The 19,757-nt window shown below is 69.8% G+C and carries 12 protein-coding genes; 7 read left to right on the plus strand and 5 right to left on the minus strand.

All coding sequences use genetic code 11. From position 1 onward, the window contains the following. Positions 1 to 6 precede the first annotated feature (6 nt). The 3 genes from EJG53_RS26295 to EJG53_RS26305 all read left to right on the plus strand — a co-directional run bounded on the left by EJG53_RS26295 (position 7) and on the right by EJG53_RS26305 (position 7,020). Positions 7 to 1,224 carry an esterase-like activity of phytase family protein gene (locus EJG53_RS26295; protein ID WP_244955350.1) on the plus strand — a complete coding sequence of 406 codons (1,218 nt, stop codon included), beginning with the start codon at positions 7 to 9 and terminating at the stop codon, positions 1,222 to 1,224. A 110-nt stretch (positions 1,225 to 1,334) separates the two neighbouring features. Further along, entirely contained in the window at positions 1,335 to 5,333 is a 3,999-nt protein-coding gene (locus tag EJG53_RS26300) for an ABC transporter ATP-binding protein (RefSeq protein ID WP_125046894.1), read from the plus strand. Between the two features lie 265 nt (positions 5,334 to 5,598). Next, on the plus strand, positions 5,599 to 7,020 hold the full coding sequence (locus tag EJG53_RS26305; protein WP_125046896.1) for a S28 family serine protease: 1,422 nt from the start codon (positions 5,599 to 5,601) through the stop codon (positions 7,018 to 7,020). Positions 7,021 to 7,117: 97 nt separating this feature from the next. Here the strand turns inward: EJG53_RS26305 and EJG53_RS26310 are convergent, their stop codons facing one another. The 5 genes from EJG53_RS26310 to EJG53_RS26330 all read right to left on the minus strand — a co-directional run bounded on the left by EJG53_RS26310 (position 7,118) and on the right by EJG53_RS26330 (position 13,751). Then, positions 7,118 to 7,783: a hypothetical protein gene (locus EJG53_RS26310; RefSeq protein WP_125046898.1), complete on the minus strand. Its 666-nt coding sequence runs from the start codon at positions 7,781 to 7,783 to the stop codon at positions 7,118 to 7,120. Between the two features lie 257 nt (positions 7,784 to 8,040). Next, positions 8,041 to 9,864: a glycoside hydrolase family 3 protein gene (locus tag EJG53_RS26315; protein ID WP_125046900.1), complete on the minus strand. Its 1,824-nt coding sequence runs from the start codon at positions 9,862 to 9,864 to the stop codon at positions 8,041 to 8,043. 789 nt (positions 9,865 to 10,653) lie between these two features. Next, on the minus strand, positions 10,654 to 11,463 hold the full coding sequence (locus EJG53_RS26320) for a sugar phosphate isomerase/epimerase family protein (RefSeq protein WP_125049611.1): 810 nt from the start codon (positions 11,461 to 11,463) through the stop codon (positions 10,654 to 10,656). A 29-nt stretch (positions 11,464 to 11,492) separates the two neighbouring features. Beyond that, complete coding sequence (locus EJG53_RS26325; RefSeq protein ID WP_125046902.1) at positions 11,493 to 12,452, minus strand: bifunctional helix-turn-helix transcriptional regulator/GNAT family N-acetyltransferase; 960 nt, start codon at positions 12,450 to 12,452, stop codon at positions 11,493 to 11,495. A gap of 42 nt (positions 12,453 to 12,494) precedes the next feature. Continuing rightward, positions 12,495 to 13,751 carry a LacI family DNA-binding transcriptional regulator gene (locus tag EJG53_RS26330; RefSeq protein WP_125049612.1) on the minus strand — a complete coding sequence of 419 codons (1,257 nt, stop codon included), beginning with the start codon at positions 13,749 to 13,751 and terminating at the stop codon, positions 12,495 to 12,497. A 223-nt stretch (positions 13,752 to 13,974) separates the two neighbouring features. Between EJG53_RS26330 and EJG53_RS26335 the strand changes: the two genes are divergently transcribed. From EJG53_RS26335 to recD2, 4 genes are all read left to right on the plus strand, one after another. After that, positions 13,975 to 15,126 carry a Gfo/Idh/MocA family protein gene (locus EJG53_RS26335; RefSeq protein WP_125046903.1) on the plus strand — a complete coding sequence of 384 codons (1,152 nt, stop codon included), beginning with the start codon at positions 13,975 to 13,977 and terminating at the stop codon, positions 15,124 to 15,126. Continuing rightward, on the plus strand, positions 15,123 to 16,250 hold the full coding sequence (locus EJG53_RS26340) for a dihydrodipicolinate synthase family protein (RefSeq protein ID WP_125046905.1): 1,128 nt from the start codon (positions 15,123 to 15,125) through the stop codon (positions 16,248 to 16,250). The genes EJG53_RS26335 and EJG53_RS26340 overlap by 4 nt, the downstream gene beginning before the upstream one ends. Beyond that, positions 16,247 to 17,125 (plus strand): sugar phosphate isomerase/epimerase family protein, encoded by an 879-nt coding sequence (locus EJG53_RS26345; protein WP_125046907.1) that lies wholly within the window; start codon positions 16,247 to 16,249, stop codon positions 17,123 to 17,125. Before EJG53_RS26340 ends, EJG53_RS26345 begins: the two co-directional genes overlap by 4 nt. Before the next feature lie 323 nt (positions 17,126 to 17,448). After that, the gene (gene recD2, locus EJG53_RS26350; RefSeq protein ID WP_125046909.1) at positions 17,449 to 19,716 is read left to right on the plus strand and encodes an SF1B family DNA helicase RecD2; all 2,268 of its coding nucleotides are present in this window, start codon (positions 17,449 to 17,451) and stop codon (positions 19,714 to 19,716) included. Positions 19,717 to 19,757 lie beyond the last annotated feature (41 nt).

Genomic DNA, 19,757 nt, shown 5'->3' on the forward strand with positions numbered 1-19,757 from the left:
CCCCTCGTGCGCGTACGTTCCGCGGTTGTCCGTGTCACCGCAGCAGTGCTGGCCGCCGGCTGTCTCACGGCGTGCGCCGAAGGGGCACCGGCGGGGCCGGACCGGGCGGCACCGGCCGCCGCGGACTCGGCCACCTCGGCCACCGCGGGCCGGACCGCCTCGTCCGCCACCGGACCGGGAACGTCCGCCGCGCGGCCGGATACATCCGCAGCCTCGGCACGTACGGGCCAGAACGACCGCTCCTCGGCCGCAGGCGGACATCCCTGCTCTCCGTCCGTCTCCATCGACCGCTACTCCGACGCCCTGGACAAGACCACCTTCCAGGGCACCTTCGTGGGCAACCTCTCCGCACTCACCCGCGACACCGACGGCTCCCTCGCCGCCCTCTCCGACCGTTCCGTACTGATCGGGCTGGACGGACGGAGCCACCGGCCGGTACGGGCAACCAAGATCGTTGACGAGAAGGGCGCCGTCCTCGACGCCGAGGGCCTGGCCGTCGAACCGGGCGGGCGCTACCTCGTCTCGTCCGAGACCGAACCTTCCGTGCGGCGCTACGACCGTTCCGGCGCGCTCCTCGGACGGCTGCCCCTCTCCAAGGCGCTCCAGGTCGAGCCGGCCGGGCGCGCACAGTCCAACCTGACCTTCGAGGGCCTCACGCTCGCTCCCGGCGGCCGCACGCTGACCGCCGCCATGGAAGGACAGCTCACCGGCGACGGCAAGGACAGCGCGGGCCGGCCCCTGCTGCGCTTCCAGACCTGGCAGCGTCAGGGCGGCGGATCGCGTCCCGCCCCCTACCGGCTGAGCAGGCAGTACGCATACCCGGTGGACGCCGGACTGGGCATCTCCGAGATCGCCGCGCTCCCCGACGGCCGGCTGCTCGTCCTGGAACGCGGCTTCACCGCCGGCGTCGGCAATACGGTGCGCCTCTACCTCGCCGACCCGCGCCGGGCGAGCGACGTCAGCGGCGTCGCCGGACTGCCGGGAGGCAAGGCCGTACGCCCCGCCCACAAGAAGCTCCTCGCCGACCTCGGCGCCTGCCCCTCCCTGGGCGCTCCCGCGCACCAGCCGCAGACCAATCCGCTGCTGGACAACATCGAGGGCATGGCGATCACCGGCCGCGCGCCCGGCGGACGGCTGCGTGTCCTCCTGGTCAGCGACGACAACGAGAGCCCGAAGCAGATCACCCGCCTGTACAGCCTGACGGTGCGGCCCGGCGGCCGTTAATCGTTGACGGCGTCAAGGGTTTTCTCGTTCCCGATTGTTGCAGCGGGATGAAATCCGCTGCCCACGGCGTTGGTGCCTCCTGGTGAACGACGAGACGCGGGAGGCAGCGCGTGACGGGGACGGGGAGCGGTCCAGCGGAAAAGGGCGGCGGCTGGGCGCGGCGGCTGACGCGCCTGTGCTGGCAGTACAAGAAGGACGTACTGCTCGCACTCGGTTCGTCACTCGCCGGAATGGGCGTGATGGCCCTCGTCCCGCTCATTCCGAAGCTGATCATCGATGATGTCATCGTCAGCCACGACCGCCCGCTCGCCCCGTGGGCGACCCTGCTGGTCGTTGCCGCACTCGCCGTCTACGCGCTGACGTACGTACGCCGCTATTACGGCGGACGGCTGGCGCTCGACGTCCAGCACGATCTGCGCACCCGGATGTTCCGGTCGATCGCGCGGCTGGACGGGCACCGGCAGGACGAACTGAGCACCGGCCAGGTCGTCGGCCGGGCCACCAGCGACCTGCAGCTCATCCAGAGCCTGCTGTTCATGCTGCCGATGATGATCGGGAACGTACTGCTCTTCGCGATCTCGCTGGTCGTGATGGTGGTGCTCTCCCCGCTGCTCACCGTCGTCGCCCTGGCCGTCGCCCCCGCCCTGTGGTTCATCGCCCAGCGCAGCCGCAACCGTCTCTACCCCGCCACCTGGTACGCGCAGGGCCAGGCCGCCGCCGTCGCGGGCGTCGTCGACGGCGCGGTCTCCGGCGTCCGCGTCGTCAAGGGCTTCGGCCAGGAGGAGCAGGAGACCGCCAAGTTGCGTACGGCCGGCCGCCGCCTCTTCGCCGGCCGGCTCCGTACCGTACGGATGAACGCCCGCTACACCCCCGCCCTCCAGGCCGTGCCCTCGCTCGGACAGGTCGCCATGCTGGCCCTCGGCGGCTGGCTGGCCACCAACGGGCAGATCACCCTCGGCACCTTCGTCGCCTTCTCCACCTACCTCGCGCAGCTTGTCGCGCCCGTGCGGATGCTCGCGATGATGCTGACCGTCGGACAGCAGGCACGGGCCGGCGTGGAGCGGGTCTTCGAACTCGTCGACACCGAGCCGATGATCGAAGAGCGCCAGGACGCGCTCGAACTCCCCGCCGACGCGCCGGCCACCGTCGAGTTCGAGCACGTCTCCTTCGGCTACGGCAACGGGCGGCCCGTACTGGAGGACTTCTCGCTGCGCATCGAGCCCGGCGAGACCGTCGCCGTCGTCGGCACGTCCGGCAGCGGCAAGTCCACCGTCTCGCTGCTGCTGCCCCGTTTCTACGACGTGACCGCGGGCCGAGTCCTGGTCGGCGGCCACGACGTACGCGATCTGAGCCTCGCGTCGCTGCGCGCGGCCATCGGCCTCGTACCGGAGAACAGCTTCCTGTTCTCCGACTCCCTGCGCGACAACATCGCCTACGGAACCCCGGACGCCACCGACGAGCAGATACGTATCGCCGCGCGTGCCGCACAGGCCGACGGCTTCATATCCGCCCTGCCGGACGGGTACGACACCGAGGTCGGCGAACAGGGCCTGACCCTGTCCGGCGGCCAGCGTCAGCGCGTCGCGCTGGCGCGCGCGATCCTCACCGACCCGCGACTGCTGGTCCTGGACGACGCGACCTCCGCCGTCGACGCCCGCGTCGAGCACGAGATACACGAGGCCCTGCGTGGAGTGATGGCGGGCCGTACGACGCTGCTGATCGCCCACCGCGCCTCCACCCTCGCCCTCGCCGACCGCGTCGCAGTCCTGGACGGCGGCCGACTGGTCGACATCGGCACGCGCGAGGAACTGGAGAGCCGCTGCGAGCTGTACCGCCGGCTGCTGACCGATCCGGACGAGCTGGGCGCCACCGGCGAGCCAAGCGGTGCCGACGAGCTGGGTGGGACCGATGGGATGGGAGATACGGGCGAGCCGGGCGGTACCAGCCTGGAGCGCCCCGGCTTCGGCGGTGAGTCCGCGACGAGCGGCCTGCTGGAACGCCCGGTCACGGCGGATTCCGGCGCCGCCGCTCCGTCCGCGGCGGCCCCCGACCACCGCATCGACGGCATCACTCCCCATCTGTGGAAGCGCGCCGACGCAGAAGCTGCCACGGAGCCCGACGGGAAAACCGGCCCGGCCGCCGGAACCACCGAAGCCGCGCCCGGCATGTCCGCCGACCCGGAACTCCTCGCCCGGGTCGCCGCCCTCCCGCCCGCGACCGACACCCCCGACATAGACGAGGAACAGGCCGCTCGCCCGGAGAAGTCCTACGGCCTGCGCCGGCTCCTGCGCGGTTTCGGCGGCCCGCTGGCCGTCGCTCTCGCCCTGGTCGCCGTCGACGCCGTCGCCGGACTGCTGCTTCCGGTCCTCATCCGGCACGGCATCGACGACGGCGTACGGCGCGCACAACTGGTGGGTGTCTGGACGGCTGCCGGCCTCGCGCTGTTCGTCGTACTCGCCCAGTGGGCGGCCCAGATCGGCTCGAACCGCATGACGGGCCGCACCGGCGAACGTGTCCTCTACTCGCTGCGCGTCAAGATCTTCGCGCAGCTCCAGCGCCTCGGCCTCGACTACTACGAGCGCGAACTGACCGGCAAGATCATGACCCGGATGACGACGGACGTGGACGCCCTGTCCACGTTCCTGCAGACCGGCCTGGTCACCGCCGTCGTCTCCGTACTGACCTTCTTCGGCATCCTCGTCGCGCTCCTGGTCATCGACGTCCAACTGGCCCTGGTCGTCTTCGCCACCCTCCCGCCGCTGATCATCGGTACGTACTTCTTCCGCAAGCAGAGCGTGAAGGCGTACGAACTCGCCCGCGAACGCATCAGCGTCGTCAACGGCGACCTCCAGGAGAGCGTCGCCGGACTGCGGATCGTGCAGGCCTTCCGCCGCGAGCGCAGCGGCGCCGACCGGTTCGCGGAACGCAGCCACGCCTACCGCGCGGCCCGCATCCGCGGCCAATTCCTGATCTCGGTCTACTTCCCGTTCGTCCAGTTGCTGTCCTCCGTCGCCGCGGCGCTCGTCCTGATCGTCGGCGCGGGCCGGGTCGGCGCCGGCACCCTCACGGCGGGCGCGCTGGTCGCGTACCTGCTGTACATCGACCTGTTCTTCGCCCCCGTACAGCAGCTCTCGCAGGTCTTCGACGGCTACCAGCAGGCCGCTGTCTCGCTCGGCCGCATCCAGGAACTGCTGCGCGAACCGACCACCACACCCCAGGCCGAGAATCCGCGCGAGGTGCGAGAGCTGGCGGGCGAGATCACCTTCGAGGACGTGCACTTCCGGTACGGGGGAGCCGCCTCCGAAACCGAAACGGGAACCGTCGCCGAAGCATCGACTGCCTCAAACAACTCGCACGCCTCCAACAGCTCCAACGCCTCCCACGGCTCCGGCAGCTCCCACGACTCCACCGTCACAGCCCTCTCCGGTATCAACCTGACCATCCCCGCCGGGCAGACCGTCGCCTTCGTCGGTGAGACCGGCGCGGGCAAGTCCACCCTGGTCAAGCTGGTGGCGCGGTTCTACGACCCGACCGCGGGCACCGTCCGCGTCGACGGTACGGATCTGCGCGAACTGGATCTCACCGGCTACCGGCACCGCCTCGGCGTCGTACCGCAGGAGTCCTACCTGTTCGCCGGTACGGTGCGCGACGCCATCGCGTACGGGCGGCCGGACGCCACCGACGCCGAGGTGGAGGCCGCGGCCCGGTCGGTCGGCGCGCACGACATGATCGCCGGGCTGGACGGCGGCTACCTCCACGAGGTCGCCGAACGCGGCCGTAACCTTTCCGCAGGCCAGCGCCAACTGCTCGCGCTCGCCCGCGCCGAACTCGTCGACCCCGACATCCTGTTGCTCGACGAAGCCACCGCCGCGCTCGACCTGGCCACCGAGGCCGCCGTCAACGAGGCCACGGACCGGCTGTCGGGACGGCGTACGACGCTCGTCGTGGCGCACCGCCTGACCACCGCGGCCCGCGCCGACCGGGTCGTGGTCCTCGCCCACGGCCGGGTCGCCGAGGACGGCACCCACGCCGAACTCCTGGCCAGGGGTGGTCGCTACGCCGAACTGTGGCGCACGTTCACGGGTGAGGAAGAGCCGGTGGCCGCCTGAGCGCCCGCCGCGACACCCTGACCGCCGAGGTGCCGTACGTATCGCCGTCCGGCCGACCGTACGTATCGCCGTCCGGCCGACCGTGCGCGTCGTCGCCCGGTCGGCCACCGAGCTGACCGGACGCCGGACGGCCGGCGGCCGGCGGCCGGCGGCGCGACCATCTGCCACCACTACCACCGCTCCTCCCCGAAAAGAAGGGGCTGGTGGGACCGTTGCCGCGCCGATAGGTTCACCCCGACCTTTGCTATCCCAAGGGGAGGGTGCAATGCGCAAGGCCATCAGATGCCTGCTGTCATTCGCGGTGCTCATAGGCACGGCGAGTGCGGGCACGGCGTCGGCGACCGCGGCCACCGTCGCGAAGCCGAAGGCGACCGACATCAAGGACCGGATCCTGGCTATCCCGGGGATGAGTCTCGTCCAGGAGAAGCCGGTCGACGGCTACCGCTTCTTCGTCCTGAACTACACCCAGCCGATCGACCACGAGCACCCCTCCAAGGGGACCTTCCAGCAGCGGCTGACCCTGCTGCACAAGTCCGTCGACCGGCCCACGGTCTTCTTCACCTCGGGCTACAACCTCAACACGGACGTACGGCGCAGCGAGCCGACGCAGATCATCGACGGCAACCAGGTGTCGATGGAGTACCGGTACTTCACGCCGTCGCGGCCGCAGCCCGCCGACTGGAAGAAGCTCACCATCCGGCAGGCGGCCAACGACCAGCACCGCATCTTCAAGGCGCTGCACCGGATCTACGACCGGAACTGGATATCCACCGGCGGCAGCAAGGGCGGCATGACCGCCACGTATTACCGCCGCTTCTTCCCGGACGACATGGACGGCACCGTCGCCTACGTCGCGCCGAACGACGTGAACAACAAGGAGGACTCGGCGTACGACCGGTTCTTCCGCACCGTCGGCACCGCCCAGTGCCGCAAGGACCTCGCGGCGGTGGAGCGCGAGGCGCTGCTGCGTCGTGGCGAGATCGTCAACCGCTACACGAAGTGGGCGCAGGACAACAAGAAGACCTTCAAGCTCGTCGGCACCATCGACAAGGCGTACGAGGTTCTCGTCACCGACCTGGTGTTCGGCTTCTGGCAGTACCAGCCGGCTGCCACCGCCTGCCCCGAGGTCCCCAAGAAGACCGCCACCACGGACGAACTGTGGAAGTGGATCGACAAGGTCGGCGGCTTCGACAGCTACACCGACCAGGGCCTTGAGCGCAATCTGCCGTACTACTACCAGGCGGGCACCCAGCTCGGCGAGCCCAGCTACAAGTACGACCACCTCAAGGACCTGCTGCGCTACCCGGGAATTAACAACTCCCGGACGTTTGTGCCGCGTGACATCCCCCTGCACTTCGACAAGAACGCGATGCGGGACGTGGACCGTTGGGTGCGCCACCACGGCGAGCGCATGATGTTTGTCAACGGTGAGTGGGACCCGTGGAGCTCCGAGCCGTTCCGGCTGGGCTCCGGTTCCGAGGACTCGTACGTCTACAAGGTCCCCGGCGGCAACCACGGCTCGAACATCGCGAAGCTGCGGGAGGCCGACCGTAAGGCGGCGACCGAGGCCCTGCTCGACTGGGCGGACGTCGACGCTCCGCAGGGCGCCTCGGCCGCGCCGCTGGCTCCGTACGACAAGAAGCTGGACAAGCGGGACGACTCGAAGATGCAGATGCTGCGTCCGTGATGTCGTCGCGCGGTGTGTGACGCGTTTCGTGTGACGCGTGGCGTATGACGCGAGATGCGTTACGGGTGAGGGGCGGTCTGAAGCACGGGCCGTCGGTTCACAGGCGGCGGGCGCACCCTACTGGTGCCCCGCCGCCCAACTGTACGTACAAGTCCGTGTCGGCCGGGCAGGCAGCACGGGTGCGGACCGCCGCTGTCACGGTGAACTGCGGGGCATGGGCGCCCGAACCGTCACAGGCGGTCTCTTTCACCTCGCCCTGCCGCGATGGCCGGACGCAGTCCCCGACGATGGTGCGCGGGCCGCCGCCCCCGCCGGGATCACCGGGATGCGGCGCTTCCAGATTGCGCATACAGGCGTAGCCCTGCGGTACCGCGCCGTCGCCGTTCTCGCGAGAATTCTTGTCGGAAGCGGGGCGGCGCGCGCTGATGTGCAGCACGAAGTCCGTCCGTTCCGGACACAGCGGACCCTGTGACTGCGGGCCGTCATACCGGGAGAGCACCAGGGCCGCGGCCCTCTCGCTGCGGCAGGACACTTGGTAGAAGACGGTACGTCCGCGGCTGCTGCACGTACCCGGGGCGAGAAACGTGGCTACCGGAGACGGGGACGCGGCCGCCGCCCCGCCACTTCCGTCCCCTTGCGCATTTCCGTCACCGTTCGCGGCCGAGCCACTGCCGTCGCGCTGGCAGGCGGACAACGTCACGAGCAGCAGAGCCGCCGCCACGCAACCCACGGTGCTGCTCCCGAACCCCTTGACCCTGCGCATCGCGGCCCCCTGCGTTCCCCGGTGCGTGCACCTCAGCCTGGCCCGCCCATTCGGGCGCACGCCAGGCGTAACGGGCGCATTGCGCACGAGGTACGGGCCGCGCAGTACGCAGCGCTGCGGGGCCGGCGGTACACGGTCCGTACGGAGCCCGGCAGCGCCAAAGCTCCGTACGCGTGTTCCCGTCGATACTGCGGGCACTGTTGACGCTGCCGGTGCCGCTGATGCCTCTGTCGCCGTCGGCTCAGCATGTCAGCGCATCAGTACGACAACCCGTACCCGACCGGATGGAGGACGCTCCCCGGCGCGTCGGCCCGCATGACCGGTACCGGTAGCTTCCCTTCCGGGTCGCGGCGCCCGGCGATCACCCGGGCCGCGGCCCGCAGTTCCACATCCGTCCAGGAGTAGGTGGCCAGCGCCGCCCGTACGCCCGGCAGTTGCGCGATGTCGTACGGATTGCGTACGGCCACCTGAACCACCGGCTTGCCGGTTTCCAGCAGTGCCCCGACCAGGGCGCGCTGCGACGACGCTGCCGTGACGTTGTACGTCGTCACGATCGCCGCGTCCTGTGTACGGAGCGCCGCAACCGCCCGGTCGATCAGTTCCTGGGTGGGTGCGGTGCCGGTGGGGAGCGCGGTGGCCGTGAAACCCAGTTGACTGAAGGTTTCTGCGAGCACTGTGGTGGGCGGGCCCCCGGTCCCGGACGGCGGCGCCGCGTCGGCGCCGGCCACCAGCAGACGCCGCTGCGCGCGCCGGGACAACGGCAGCAGCCCGCCGTCGTTGACGAGCAGCGTGGTGGTGCGGTCCGCGATCCGGTCCGCCGTGGCGAGATGCCGCCGCGTGCCGACGCAACGTTCCACCGCGCGGTGCGTCGTGTACGGATCGTCGAACAGCCCGCGCCGCTGCTTGAGCAGGAAAATACGGATCAGCTTCTCGTCGAGGGCGCGCTCGGTCAGCTCGCCCGTCCGTACCGCCTTGAGCACGCTCGCGAAAGCGACGGCGATGTTTGGCGGATTGAGCAACTGGTCGGCCCCCGCCTTGAGCGCGAGCACCGGCACCCGGGCGTCACCGTACTTCGTCCGTACGCCCTGCATCCCGAGCGAGTCGGTCACCACCACACCCTCGAAACCGAGCCGCTCGCGCAGGACGCCGGTGAGGATCGGCCGGGACAGCGTGGCCGGGTCCTCGCTCGGGTCGAAGGCGGGCACGACGATGTGCGCTGTCATGACCGAATCGATGCCGGCCTCGATCGCGGCCCGCAACGGCGGGGCGTCCAGCCGCTCCCACTCCTCGGCGGTGTGCCGGATGTACGGCAGCCCGACGTGGCTGTCGGTGTCGGTGTCGCCGTGCCCCGGGAAGTGCTTGGCCGTCGCGGCCACCCCGGCGCGCTGGTACCCCTGTACCTGCGCGGTGACCAGCCGCGCCACCGCCTTCGGCTCGGAACCGAAGGAGCGTACGCCGATCACGGGGTTGGCGGGATTGACGTTCACGTCGGCGACCGGCGCGTAGTCCTGCCGGATGCCCATCGCGTACAGCTCCTCGCCCGCGATCCGGCCGGCCGTACGGGCGTCCTCGCGCGAGCGCCCGGCGCCCAGCGCCATCGCGCCGGGGAAGAGCGTGGCGGGCGCGCCGATCCGTGCCACTATCCCGTGCTCCTGGTCGGTGGAGATCAACAGCGGTACGGGGACGCGCTGGGCGGCGGCGGCCCGCTGGATGCCGTTGGAGAGGTCGGCGATCTGGTGGGGTTGGCGGGTGTTGTGCGCCCAGCCGAAGTAGATGATGCCGCCGAGGTGGTACTTGGCGACCAGTTCGGCGGCGTTGGAGACGCCCGTCTCCTTGCGGTTGGCCTCGGCGTCGGCGGGGTCCGGATCGGTCGCGGAGTGCCCGTAGACCCGCATCACGAACAACTGGCCGACCTTTTCCTCCAGATTCATCCGGGAAACGAGCCGGGCCGCGCGGGCGCGGGCATCGGCGGCCCCTGCGGCACGCGGGCCGGAAGCGACGGCGTGAACGGCGCCGCCGCCCGTACCCATGGCACAGGCGGCGGCCGCGGCGGTGGTCAGGACGGTACGTCTGGAGTGCATCGGCGCTCCTTCCGGGAAGCTTCCTCGCCGAGTGCGGCCCGGCGGTCCGAAGAAAACTCCCAAGAAGTCACGAGTAACCGGAAAAGGAATGCCGGTCAATGCTCGACGGCTCTGCCAGTCGGGGGATGCGGCGGTGCGTAGGTAGCGGTGCAGATGGGGCGGTGCGTGGGCGCGGTCGGGCGCGCGGGCTGGCTTGGGCTGGCTGTGGCGGGCCGGCTGTGGTGGACGGTTCGGGTCCACGGTCGCGCGGCGGCGGACGGCCCGGGGCGGTGATCCGCCACCGGCGCGTTGGAGGGGGGTGCACCGGTGGCGGGTGCTGTCGGCCGCAGGCGGCGGAGAGGGTGGTCAGCAACGCAGCCAGCAGCGAGGCCGACACCGCACTGCGGGGTCACACAGCACATCGTTTTGACGGTCGGCGGGCCAGGTGGGTTCCCCGGTTCGGCGCGAATACGGGAAAAGGTACGGATGTGAGGGGATGTGTTCCTGAGGTGGGCGCGGGCGGCGCAGAAACGTTTCTGACGCCGGGCGTGGCGGGTGGGAACTTCGTATGCCCGAAGTCCCGTACGCCTGCGCTTCCGTACGTCCGTAGATCCGGACTCCCGTACCTCCGTACCTCCGTGCTTCCGTGCCTCTGCCCCGGGCCTCCCCAGCTCCGTACGTCCGGGCCGGCTCAACGCCCCTCGGCGTCGCGACCTGTGTACGCACCACGACGCCTTCTACCGTACGAGGCTCCCGCAGCCAGGCGCGACCAACGGCCGCGCGCGGCACCGCCTCCCGATTCCGCGCTCCTCAGGACGCAGCCGACGCCACCAGCCGCTCCAGGTGCTCACGCCCCGCGCTCAGCAACCCGGGAAGGTCGGCGGCGCGTGGATACCACCGCTTCTCGTACTCCCAGCACAGCCAACCGTCCCACTGCGCGCGGGCGAGCGCCCCGATGGAGTCGGCCAGCGGGACCGTGCCCGCGCCGAGTGGCAGGGGAGTGGTGTCCTCGGCTGAAGCAACGTCCTTGACCTGCACGAACCCGAGATACGGGGCCAGCGCCGCGAACGTGTCGGCCGGTGCCTCACCGCCGAGCCACGGATGCAGTACGTCCCAGAGCGCACCGATGTGCCGATGCCCCACGGGGCCCACGATCCGCGCCGCGTCGGCACCGCGGGGATGCGAATCGTGCGTCTCCAGAAGAACACGCACGTCCCGCTCCGCCGCGAACGGCGCGACCGCGGCCAGGTGCCGGGCCGCCTCCGCATCGGCTTCCTCGGCTGGGCGGTCGCCCCCACCGGGGAACACCCGCACGAACTTCGCTCCCAGGTCCGAAGCGAGCACGACCAGTTCGGTCAGCTCCGCCGCCAGCTCCTCCTCGCCACGTTCGTCATGGGCCGCGGCCACTCGGGCGTACCCCGACACCGCCAGAATGCTCACCCCGGCGTCGGCGAACTGCTCACGTACCGCAGACCGTTCCCGCAACCCGATGCGCGGATGGACCTGTTCCTCGGGGTGGGCCCGTAGCTCCACCCCGTCGAATCCGGCGCCGGCCGCCAGCCGCACGACCTCGCCCACCGGCATCCTGGGCACTCCGAGTGTCGAGAACGCATATCGCATATCGCTCATGAGAACCATGTGAACACAGATCAGAGCGGCAAACGCCAGTCCTGTCCGACGAGGTTCCGCCCGAAACTGTGGTGTGGCTTCTCGGCGGTCAGCTCGAAGCCCGCGCGCTCGTACAGGACGCGCGCCGCACTCAGTACGGAGTTCGTCCACAGGACCACTTCGCGGAAGCCGGCCTCGCGGGCGAAGTCGACGCACGCGGACACGAGCGCTCGGCCGACGCCGCGCCCGCGCGCTTCCGGCTCGACCAGGAGCAGTCGCAGCCGGGCCGTACGAGGAGGTGTCTCGCTCGCCGGGGCGATGGCCGTGTCGATCCCGTCCCGTACGCACATGGCGGCGCCCACCCGTTCTCCGTCCAGTTCGGCGATCCAGACGCGGTCCCAGCGCGCGTCGCGACGCTCGCCGTATTCGGCGACGATACGGGCCACCAACGCCTCGTAACCGAGGTCGAAACCGTACTCCCGCGCGTACAAGGCGGCATTGCGCTGCACCATCCAGCCGAGGTCGCCGGGGGCGGGGGCGCGCAGCCGTAGCACCGGTTCCGGATGCTTCGCCGTGTCGCCGAGCAGCTCTCTTATGGTCGCCATCGACTCAGTGAGGCGCGCTCGGTCCCAGGGAGGAAGGCGGTTGAGGAGCGTTCCCGCGGAGTCGCACGAACGTTCCTCCAGGAGTTTCGCTGTCGCGCGGCCGTCCTCCGTGAGCGTGATGCGCTGCCGCCGCCCGTCCCGCTCGGAAGGGCCGCGGGTGATCAGTCCGCTCTCTTCGAACCTGCCGAGCAGCCTGCTGAGATAACCCGCGTCCAGGGAGAGCGAGGCGCGCAGGTCGGCGGCGTCCACCTGCTGGGTGTGCGCGATCTCGTACAGGACTCGGGCTTCGGTGAGCGTGAACGGGGTGTAGAGGTGCCGCCCGTAGTCGAGCGCGCCGATGAGGTTCGTGTAGAAGCGGTTGAACCTGCGGATTTCCTGGACCTCGTGGGCTGACATGGCGCACCCGCCTTACCGTTGACCCAGTCAAGGTTGACTGCGTCAAGGGTACGGTACGGACGTGGACGCGCGCACCATCAACTCAGCGCGGAACGTGGCGACTTCTCCCAGCGGCGGCGCCTCACGCCCCATCGCCAGCCGCCCGGCCCGCGCGCCGGCTTCCTGAAGCGGCAGCCGTACGGTGGTGAGCGCCGGAGCCGCGTCCGCGCTGAACGGGAGGTCGTCGAAGCCCGCCACGGAAACGTCGCCGGGTATCCGCAGGCCGCGGTCGCGCAGCGCGGCGCACACTCCGAGTGCGGCGGTGTCGTTGGCCGCGACGATGGCGGTCAAGGAAGCGTCTCGGCGTAGCAGTTCCTGGGCGGCGTCGTAGCCGGCGGCGCGGTCGTATGTGCCGTGAACGGTGCGGTGGGCCGGGTCGGGAATGCCGTGCGTGGCGAGGGCGGCTCGGTGGCCCTCCAGGCGGTGGCGGGTGGTGGTACGGCCGGGCGGCCCGGCGACGTACCCGATATTCCGGTGGCCGAGTGAGACCAGGTGCTCGGTCAGCCGTCGGGCGCCGCCCTGGTTGTCGAAGGCGAGGGTGACGAGCTGCGAAGGCGTCTGCTGCGTCGGGATGTACCGCGGGGCGAAGGCGGCGCCATGAGAGGCGGTGCGGGTGTGGGAGCGCTCCACTGTGGTGCGCTTATGTTGGGTCGGCCCGGCCTCAGGGCGCTGCCCGTCTACCCCTGACGTGACAGGCGGTCGTCCGCACAACACCACTCTCGTTCCTGCCCCGACGAGCCGTGTCAGCGCCGCGGCCACGGCCTCAGCGTGAACGGCGTCCTCCACCGCGCCGCCGGTCAGGACAACCGCGGATGCGCGTTGTCGTTGGAGCAGCGTTAGATAAGTGAGTTCGCGTTCCGGGCAACCGCCTGTGTTGCACACGACGGCCAGCTTTTCGTCGGCACGTACCAGATGGTTCGGGTGGCCCGGGTAGTGGCGCGTACCGCCGTCACCCGTTCGCGTGCCCGCTCCGCCGGCCGTCGGCGTGCCTGATCCACTGGTCACCTCGGACTGCACGGCCGAGGCGAGGATTCCGAAGAACGGGTCGGCGATGTCGTTGACGAGAATGCCCACCAGGTCCGAAGTGGCGGCGGCCAGCGCGCTGGCCGGGCCGTTGACCACGTATTCCAGGTCTGACACGGCGCGCAGCACGCGGGCCCGGGTGTTTTCGGCGACCGGGTAGTTGCCGTTCAGAACGCGCGAAACTGTTGCCGTCGAAACCCGCGCCCGTGCCGCAACATCCGCCAGTGTCACTGCCATCGATCGCCCCGCCCCCTGTCGTGCCTCTTGTCCTCGCCTCGTGCCGCAGGCTAGCTTCTCCCGCGATGGAAAGCGCTTACTACGCGTTTCTGATCCGCGCTCGCCGTCGGCTTGACCACCGTCGTCATGAAACGTCAACCGCTGTGCTCCGCTTGCCGCGGGCGCCGGCGCTCGTAACGCGCCCGCTCCGTGAGCGGAGTCCTCCGTTAGGAAGGGCCGGACCGTGACACGTACGACCGTACGCATCGCCATGAACGGCGTGACCGGACGCATGGGCTACCGCCAGCACCTGGTCCGATCCATCCTCGCGCTGCGAGAACACGGCGGACTGGATCTCGGTGACGGCACGGTGGTCTGGCCCGAACCGATTCTCGTGGGCCGCGCCGAACACAAGCTGCGGGCGCTCGCCGAGCGCCACGGCCTGGAGCACTGGAGCACCGATCTCGACGCTGTACTCGCGGACGACAGCGTCGACATCTACTTCGACGCCCAGGTCACTGGCGCGCGCGAGGAATCCGTGAAGAAAGCGATTGCTGCCGGGAAGCACCTGTACTGCGAGAAACCCACCGCCACCAGCCTCGACGGCGCGCTGGAACTGGCCCGCCTGGCCGACGAAGCCGGCGTCAAGCACGGCGTAGTACAGGACAAAATCTTCCTGCCCGGCCTGCTCAAGCTGCGCCGCCTGGTCGAAGGCGGTTTCTTCGGGCGCATCCTCTCCGTGCGGGGCGAGTTCGGCTATTGGGTCTTCGAAGGTGACTGGCAGTCGGCGCAGCGCCCGTCCTGGAACTATCGCGCCGAGGACGGCGGCGGCATCGCGACCGACATGTTCCCGCACTGGGAGTACGTCCTGCACGAACTCTTCGGCCGGGTACGGACCGTGCAGGCCCAGGTCACCACCCATGTACCGCGTCGCTGGGACGAGAACGGCAAGCCGTACGAGGCCACTGCGGACGACGCCGCGTACGGAATCTTCCAGATGGACGGGGGCGTTGTCGCGCAGATCAACTCCTCCTGGGCGGTGCGAGTTAACCGCGACGAACTGGTCGAGTTCCAGGTGGACGGTACGGAAGGCTCCGCCGTCGCGGGGTTGCGGAAGTGCCGTATTCAGCACCGCGCCGCTACTCCCAAGCCGGTCTGGAACCCGGACATCCCGGCAACCGAACCGTTCCGCGAACAGTGGCAGGAGGTACCGGACAACGCGGAATTCGACAACGGCTTCAAGGCCCAGTGGGAACTGTTCCTGCGCCATGTCGTACGGGACGAGCCCTGGCGCTGGGACCTGACCGCGGGCGCGCGCGGCGTCCAGCTCGCAGAACTGGGGCTGAAATCGTCGGCGGAAGGCCGCCGCCTGGACGTACCGGAGCTCGGGCGATGAGTGGCCGGGGGCGCGGCGCATCCGGCGAGCCAGCCGTTGTCGGCACGCCTACCGCCGCCTCCCGTACCGTATTCGCCGCTGCTCACGTGGTCGCAGACCCCTTCGCCGACACCACCCCCGAAGGCCCTGCCGCCATCGACTGGGACGCGACCCTGGCCTTCCGCCACCACCTCTGGTCGCACGGCCTGGGCGTCGCCGAGGCCATGGACACCGCGCAGCGCGGCATGGGCCTCGACTGGTCATCGGCGGCCGAACTGATCCGCCGCTCCGCCGCCGAAGCCGTGGCGACAGGCGGACGTATCGCCTGCGGAGTCGGCACGGACCAACTGACCGCGGCTGAAGTAAGCCTGGTCGATATCCGGGCCGCATACGAAGAGCAGCTCTCCCTCGTGGAGGGCGCAGGGGCCCATGCCATCATCATGGCTTCCCGGCATCTCGCCGCGACGGCCACCGGACCGGAACCATACGTGGAAATCTACGGCCATCTGCTGCGCCAGGCCGCAGCGCCCGTGATCCTTCACTGGCTCGGCCCGATGTTCGACCCCGCTTTGCAGGGCTACTGGGGCAGCCCGGATCTGGACCTGGCAACCGAGACGTTTCTTCAGATCATCGCCGGGCACCCCGCCAAGGTGGACGGCGTGAAGGTGTCGTTGCTGGACGCCGATCGCGAAGTCCAGCTGCGCCGTCGTCTCCCGGAGTGCGTGCGCTGCTATACGGGCGACGATTTCCACTACCCCGAGCTGATCGCCGGCGACGCGCACGGCTTCAGCGACGCGCTGCTCGGCATTTTCGACCCGCTTGCGCCGTTGGCGGCGGAAGCCGTGCGCCTTCTAGACGGCGGCGACACTGCCGGCTTCCGAAAACTGCTGGACCCGACCGTCGCGCTCTCCCGCCATCTTTTCCAGGAACCGACGCGGTACTACAAGACCGGTGTCGTCCTGCTCGCCTGGCTCGCAGGGCATCAGTCACACTTCACCATGGTCGGCGGCCTCCAGTCGGTACGCTCGCTGCCCCATCTGAAGCGGGCGTACGAACTGGCCGACGACCTCGACCTGTTCCCCGACCCGGAGCTGGCGGCAGCCCGTATGCGTCGACTCGCCTCGGTGTACGGAGGTACGGAATGAGCAGTGCTCTCCCGACTAGCCCCGAAGAAGCGGACGAAGCTCTGTTCTCTCGCTTCAGCATCAACCAGCAGACCGTCAAGCAATGGTCTCTGCCGGAACTTGTCGACGGTTGCGCAAAAGCGGGAGTACGCGGCGTCGGTCTCTGGCGCGCTCCCGTGCAGGAATACGGAGTGGCCGCCGCGGCCCGGCTCGTACGGGACGCAGGGTTGACCGTCACCAGCCTCTGCCGCGGTGGCTTCTTCACCGCCCTGGACGCGAAGGAACGCGCGGAGGCGCTGGCCGACAACCGGACCGCCATCGAGGAAGCCGCCACCCTCGGGACCGACACCCTCGTCCTGGTCTCCGGCGGGCTGCCGCCGGGCAGCCGCGATCTGCACGGTGCCCGTGAGCGCATTGCCGACGCGCTGGGCGAACTCGCCCCGCACGCAGCCGCTGCGGGGGTACGTCTTGCGCTCGAACCGCTCCACCCGATGTACGCGGCGGACCGCTGTGTCGTGTCCACTCTCGCTCAGGCCTTGGCGCTGGCCGAACGGTTCCCGGCCGAGCAGGTGGGCGTGGTCGTGGACACCTACCACCTGTGGTGGGACGACACGATCGGCGCGCAGATCGGCCGCGCGGGCGCCGGAGGCCGTATCGCGGCTTTCCAGCTCGCCGACTGGGTGACACCGCTGCCCGCCGGCGTACTGCTCGGACGGGGCCAACTCGGGGACGGCGCGGTGGACCTGCGCTGGTTCCGGGAGCAGGTGGATGCCGCCGGCTACCGGGGGCCCGTCGAAGTGGAGATCTTCAATCCGGAGCTGTGGGAGCGGCCGGGGGCGGAGGTGCTGGCCGAAGTCGTCGAGCGATTCGCCCGCCACGTCATGCACGCCAGGTAACGATGGAATAACTCACCGAATCCGTGCAACCGTTCCCGGGCCAGGTGGGTCGTACTTGTCGTCAGGCTCCCGAGGGGAGAGGGAACCGGGGGGATCCGAGGGGGGATCAGGGGGCCGAACGGAGGGGGAATCGAGGGGCCCGGTCTTCGGACCGGGCCCCTCGAAGCGTCTGCGGCACGGGTGGCGGTCCGGCGCGGCGAAGTCGTCCCGTGGCAGCCGTGGGAGTCGCCGAACAGTAGCCGCCGGGCCCTGCCACAGAGCCTTCCGACGAAGTTATCCACAGGCCCGAACGCGATGTCGGACCTCGGCGGTACCGTCGGTTCATGTTCATTCCAGCCGTGGTCGAAGGGGTCCTGGAGCGGATCACCTACGCCAATGAGGAGACCGGTTACACGGTCGCGCGGGTCGACACGGGCGGCTCCGGCGATCTCCTCACTGTCGTCGGTTCGCTGCTGGGCGCGCAGCCGGGGGAGTCGCTGCGGCTGGAAGGCCGTTGGTCCTCCCACCCGCAGTACGGACGGCAGTTCACCGTCGAGAACTACACGACGGTCCTGCCCGCGACGATCCAGGGCATACGCCGCTACCTCGGCTCCGGCCTCATCAAGGGCATCGGGCCGGTCATGGCCGACCGCATCACCGGACACTTCGGCCTGGACACCCTCGACATCATCGAGAAGGAACCGAAGCGCCTCGTCGAGGTGCCCGGACTCGGTCCCAAACGCACAAAGATGATCGGTGACGCCTGGGAAGAACAGAAGGCCATCAAGGAGGTGATGATCTTCCTGCAGGGGGTGGGTGTCTCGACCTCCATCGCGGTGCGCATCTACAAGAAGTTCGGCGATGCCTCGATCTCCGTCGTCAAGAACGAGCCCTACCGCCTCGCCGCCGATGTCTGGGGCATCGGTTTCCTGACCGCCGACCGCATCGCGCAGGCCGTCGGCATCCCGCACGACAGCCCGGACCGAGTCAAGTCGGGCCTGCAGTACGCGCTCTCGCAGTCCACCGACCAAGGGCACTGCTACCTCCCGGAAGAAGAGCTGATCGCCGCGGCGGTCAAGCTGCTCCAGGTCGACACGGGGCTGGTCATCGACTGTCTGGGGGAGCTGGCGGACGACCCGGAGGGAGTGATCCGCGAGACCGTGCCGTCGCCGGAAGGCGGCAACCCCATAAAGGCCATCTATCTCGTCCCGTTCCACCGGGCCGAAACCTCTCTCGCGGCGCAGCTCCTGCGGCTGTTGCGGACGCAGGAGGACCGGATGCCGTCGTTCCGGACCGTGGCGTGGGACAGGGCGCTTTCCTGGCTGGCCAACCGTACGGGAGCCACGCTGGCGCCCGAGCAGGAGGCCGCCGTACGGCTGGCGCTCACCGAGAAGGTCTCCGTGCTCACCGGCGGGCCCGGCTGCGGCAAGTCCTTCACGGTCCGCTCGATCGTCGAGCTGGCCCGCGCGAAGAAGGCCAAGGTGGTGCTCGCGGCCCCGACGGGCCGGGCCGCCAAGCGGCTCGCGGAGCTCACCGGCGCCGAGGCGTCCACCGTGCACCGGCTGCTAGAGCTCAAACCGGGCGGGGACGCCGCGTACGACCGGGACCGGCCGCTCGACGCCGACCTGGTGGTGGTCGACGAGGCGTCCATGCTGGACCTGCTGCTGGCCAACAAGCTCATCAAGGCGGTGCCGCCGGGCGCCCACCTCCTCCTGGTGGGTGACGTGGACCAGCTTCCTTCGGTGGGGGCGGGTGAGGTGCTGCGGGATCTGCTCGCCGAGAACTGCCCGGTCCCGGCCGTACGGCTGACCCGGATCTTCCGCCAGGCCCAGCACTCCGGGGTGGTCACCAACGCCCACCGCATCAACGAGGGCGCCCTGCCGATCGTCGAGGGGATGCACGACTTCTACCTCTTCGCCGAGGAGGACTCCGAGGAGGCCGGACGAGTCACGGTCGACGTGGTCGCGCGCCGGATCCCCGCGAAGTTCGGTCTGGACCCGCGGCGGGACGTCCAGGTGCTCACCCCCATGCACCGCGGTCCGGCCGGTGCCGGCACGCTGAACGGTCTCCTCCAGCAGGCCCTCACCCCGGCCCGGCCCGATGCGCCGGAGCGGCGCTCCGGAGGCCGGGTGTTCCGGGTGGGCGACAAGGTGACGCAGATTCGCAACAACTACGAGAAGGGGCACAGCGGCGTCTTCAACGGCACGGTCGGCGTCGTCATCAAGATCCACCGGGACGAGCAGTGGCTGACGGTGCTCACGGACGAGGACGAGGAGATCTCGTACGATTTCGACGAGCTGGACGAGCTGGCGCACGCCTACGCGGTGACCATTCACCGTTCCCAGGGCAGCGAGTATCCGGCGGTGGTGATTCCGGTCACCACCGGCGCGTGGATGATGCTCCAGCGGAACCTGCTCTACACGGCCGTCACGCGGGCGAAACAGCTGGTGGTGCTGGTCGGCTCGCGCAAGGCTTTGGGGCAGGCTGTACGCACCGTATCCGCGGGTCGGAGGTGGACCGCGCTGCGCTACCGACTCGTCGGTGCGGTGCGTGGTCACCTCTTCCCCAATCGGGGCGAAGGGGAGCAGGATGGGCAGCTGGAGCGGCACTGAGTGCCGCCTACGGGCCCTATGGCCGACCCCGAGTGCACAGC

Origin of the sequence: Streptomyces chrestomyceticus JCM 4735, from assembly GCF_003865135.1 — a bacterium.
GTDB lineage: Bacteria > Actinomycetota > Actinomycetes > Streptomycetales > Streptomycetaceae > Streptomyces > Streptomyces chrestomyceticus.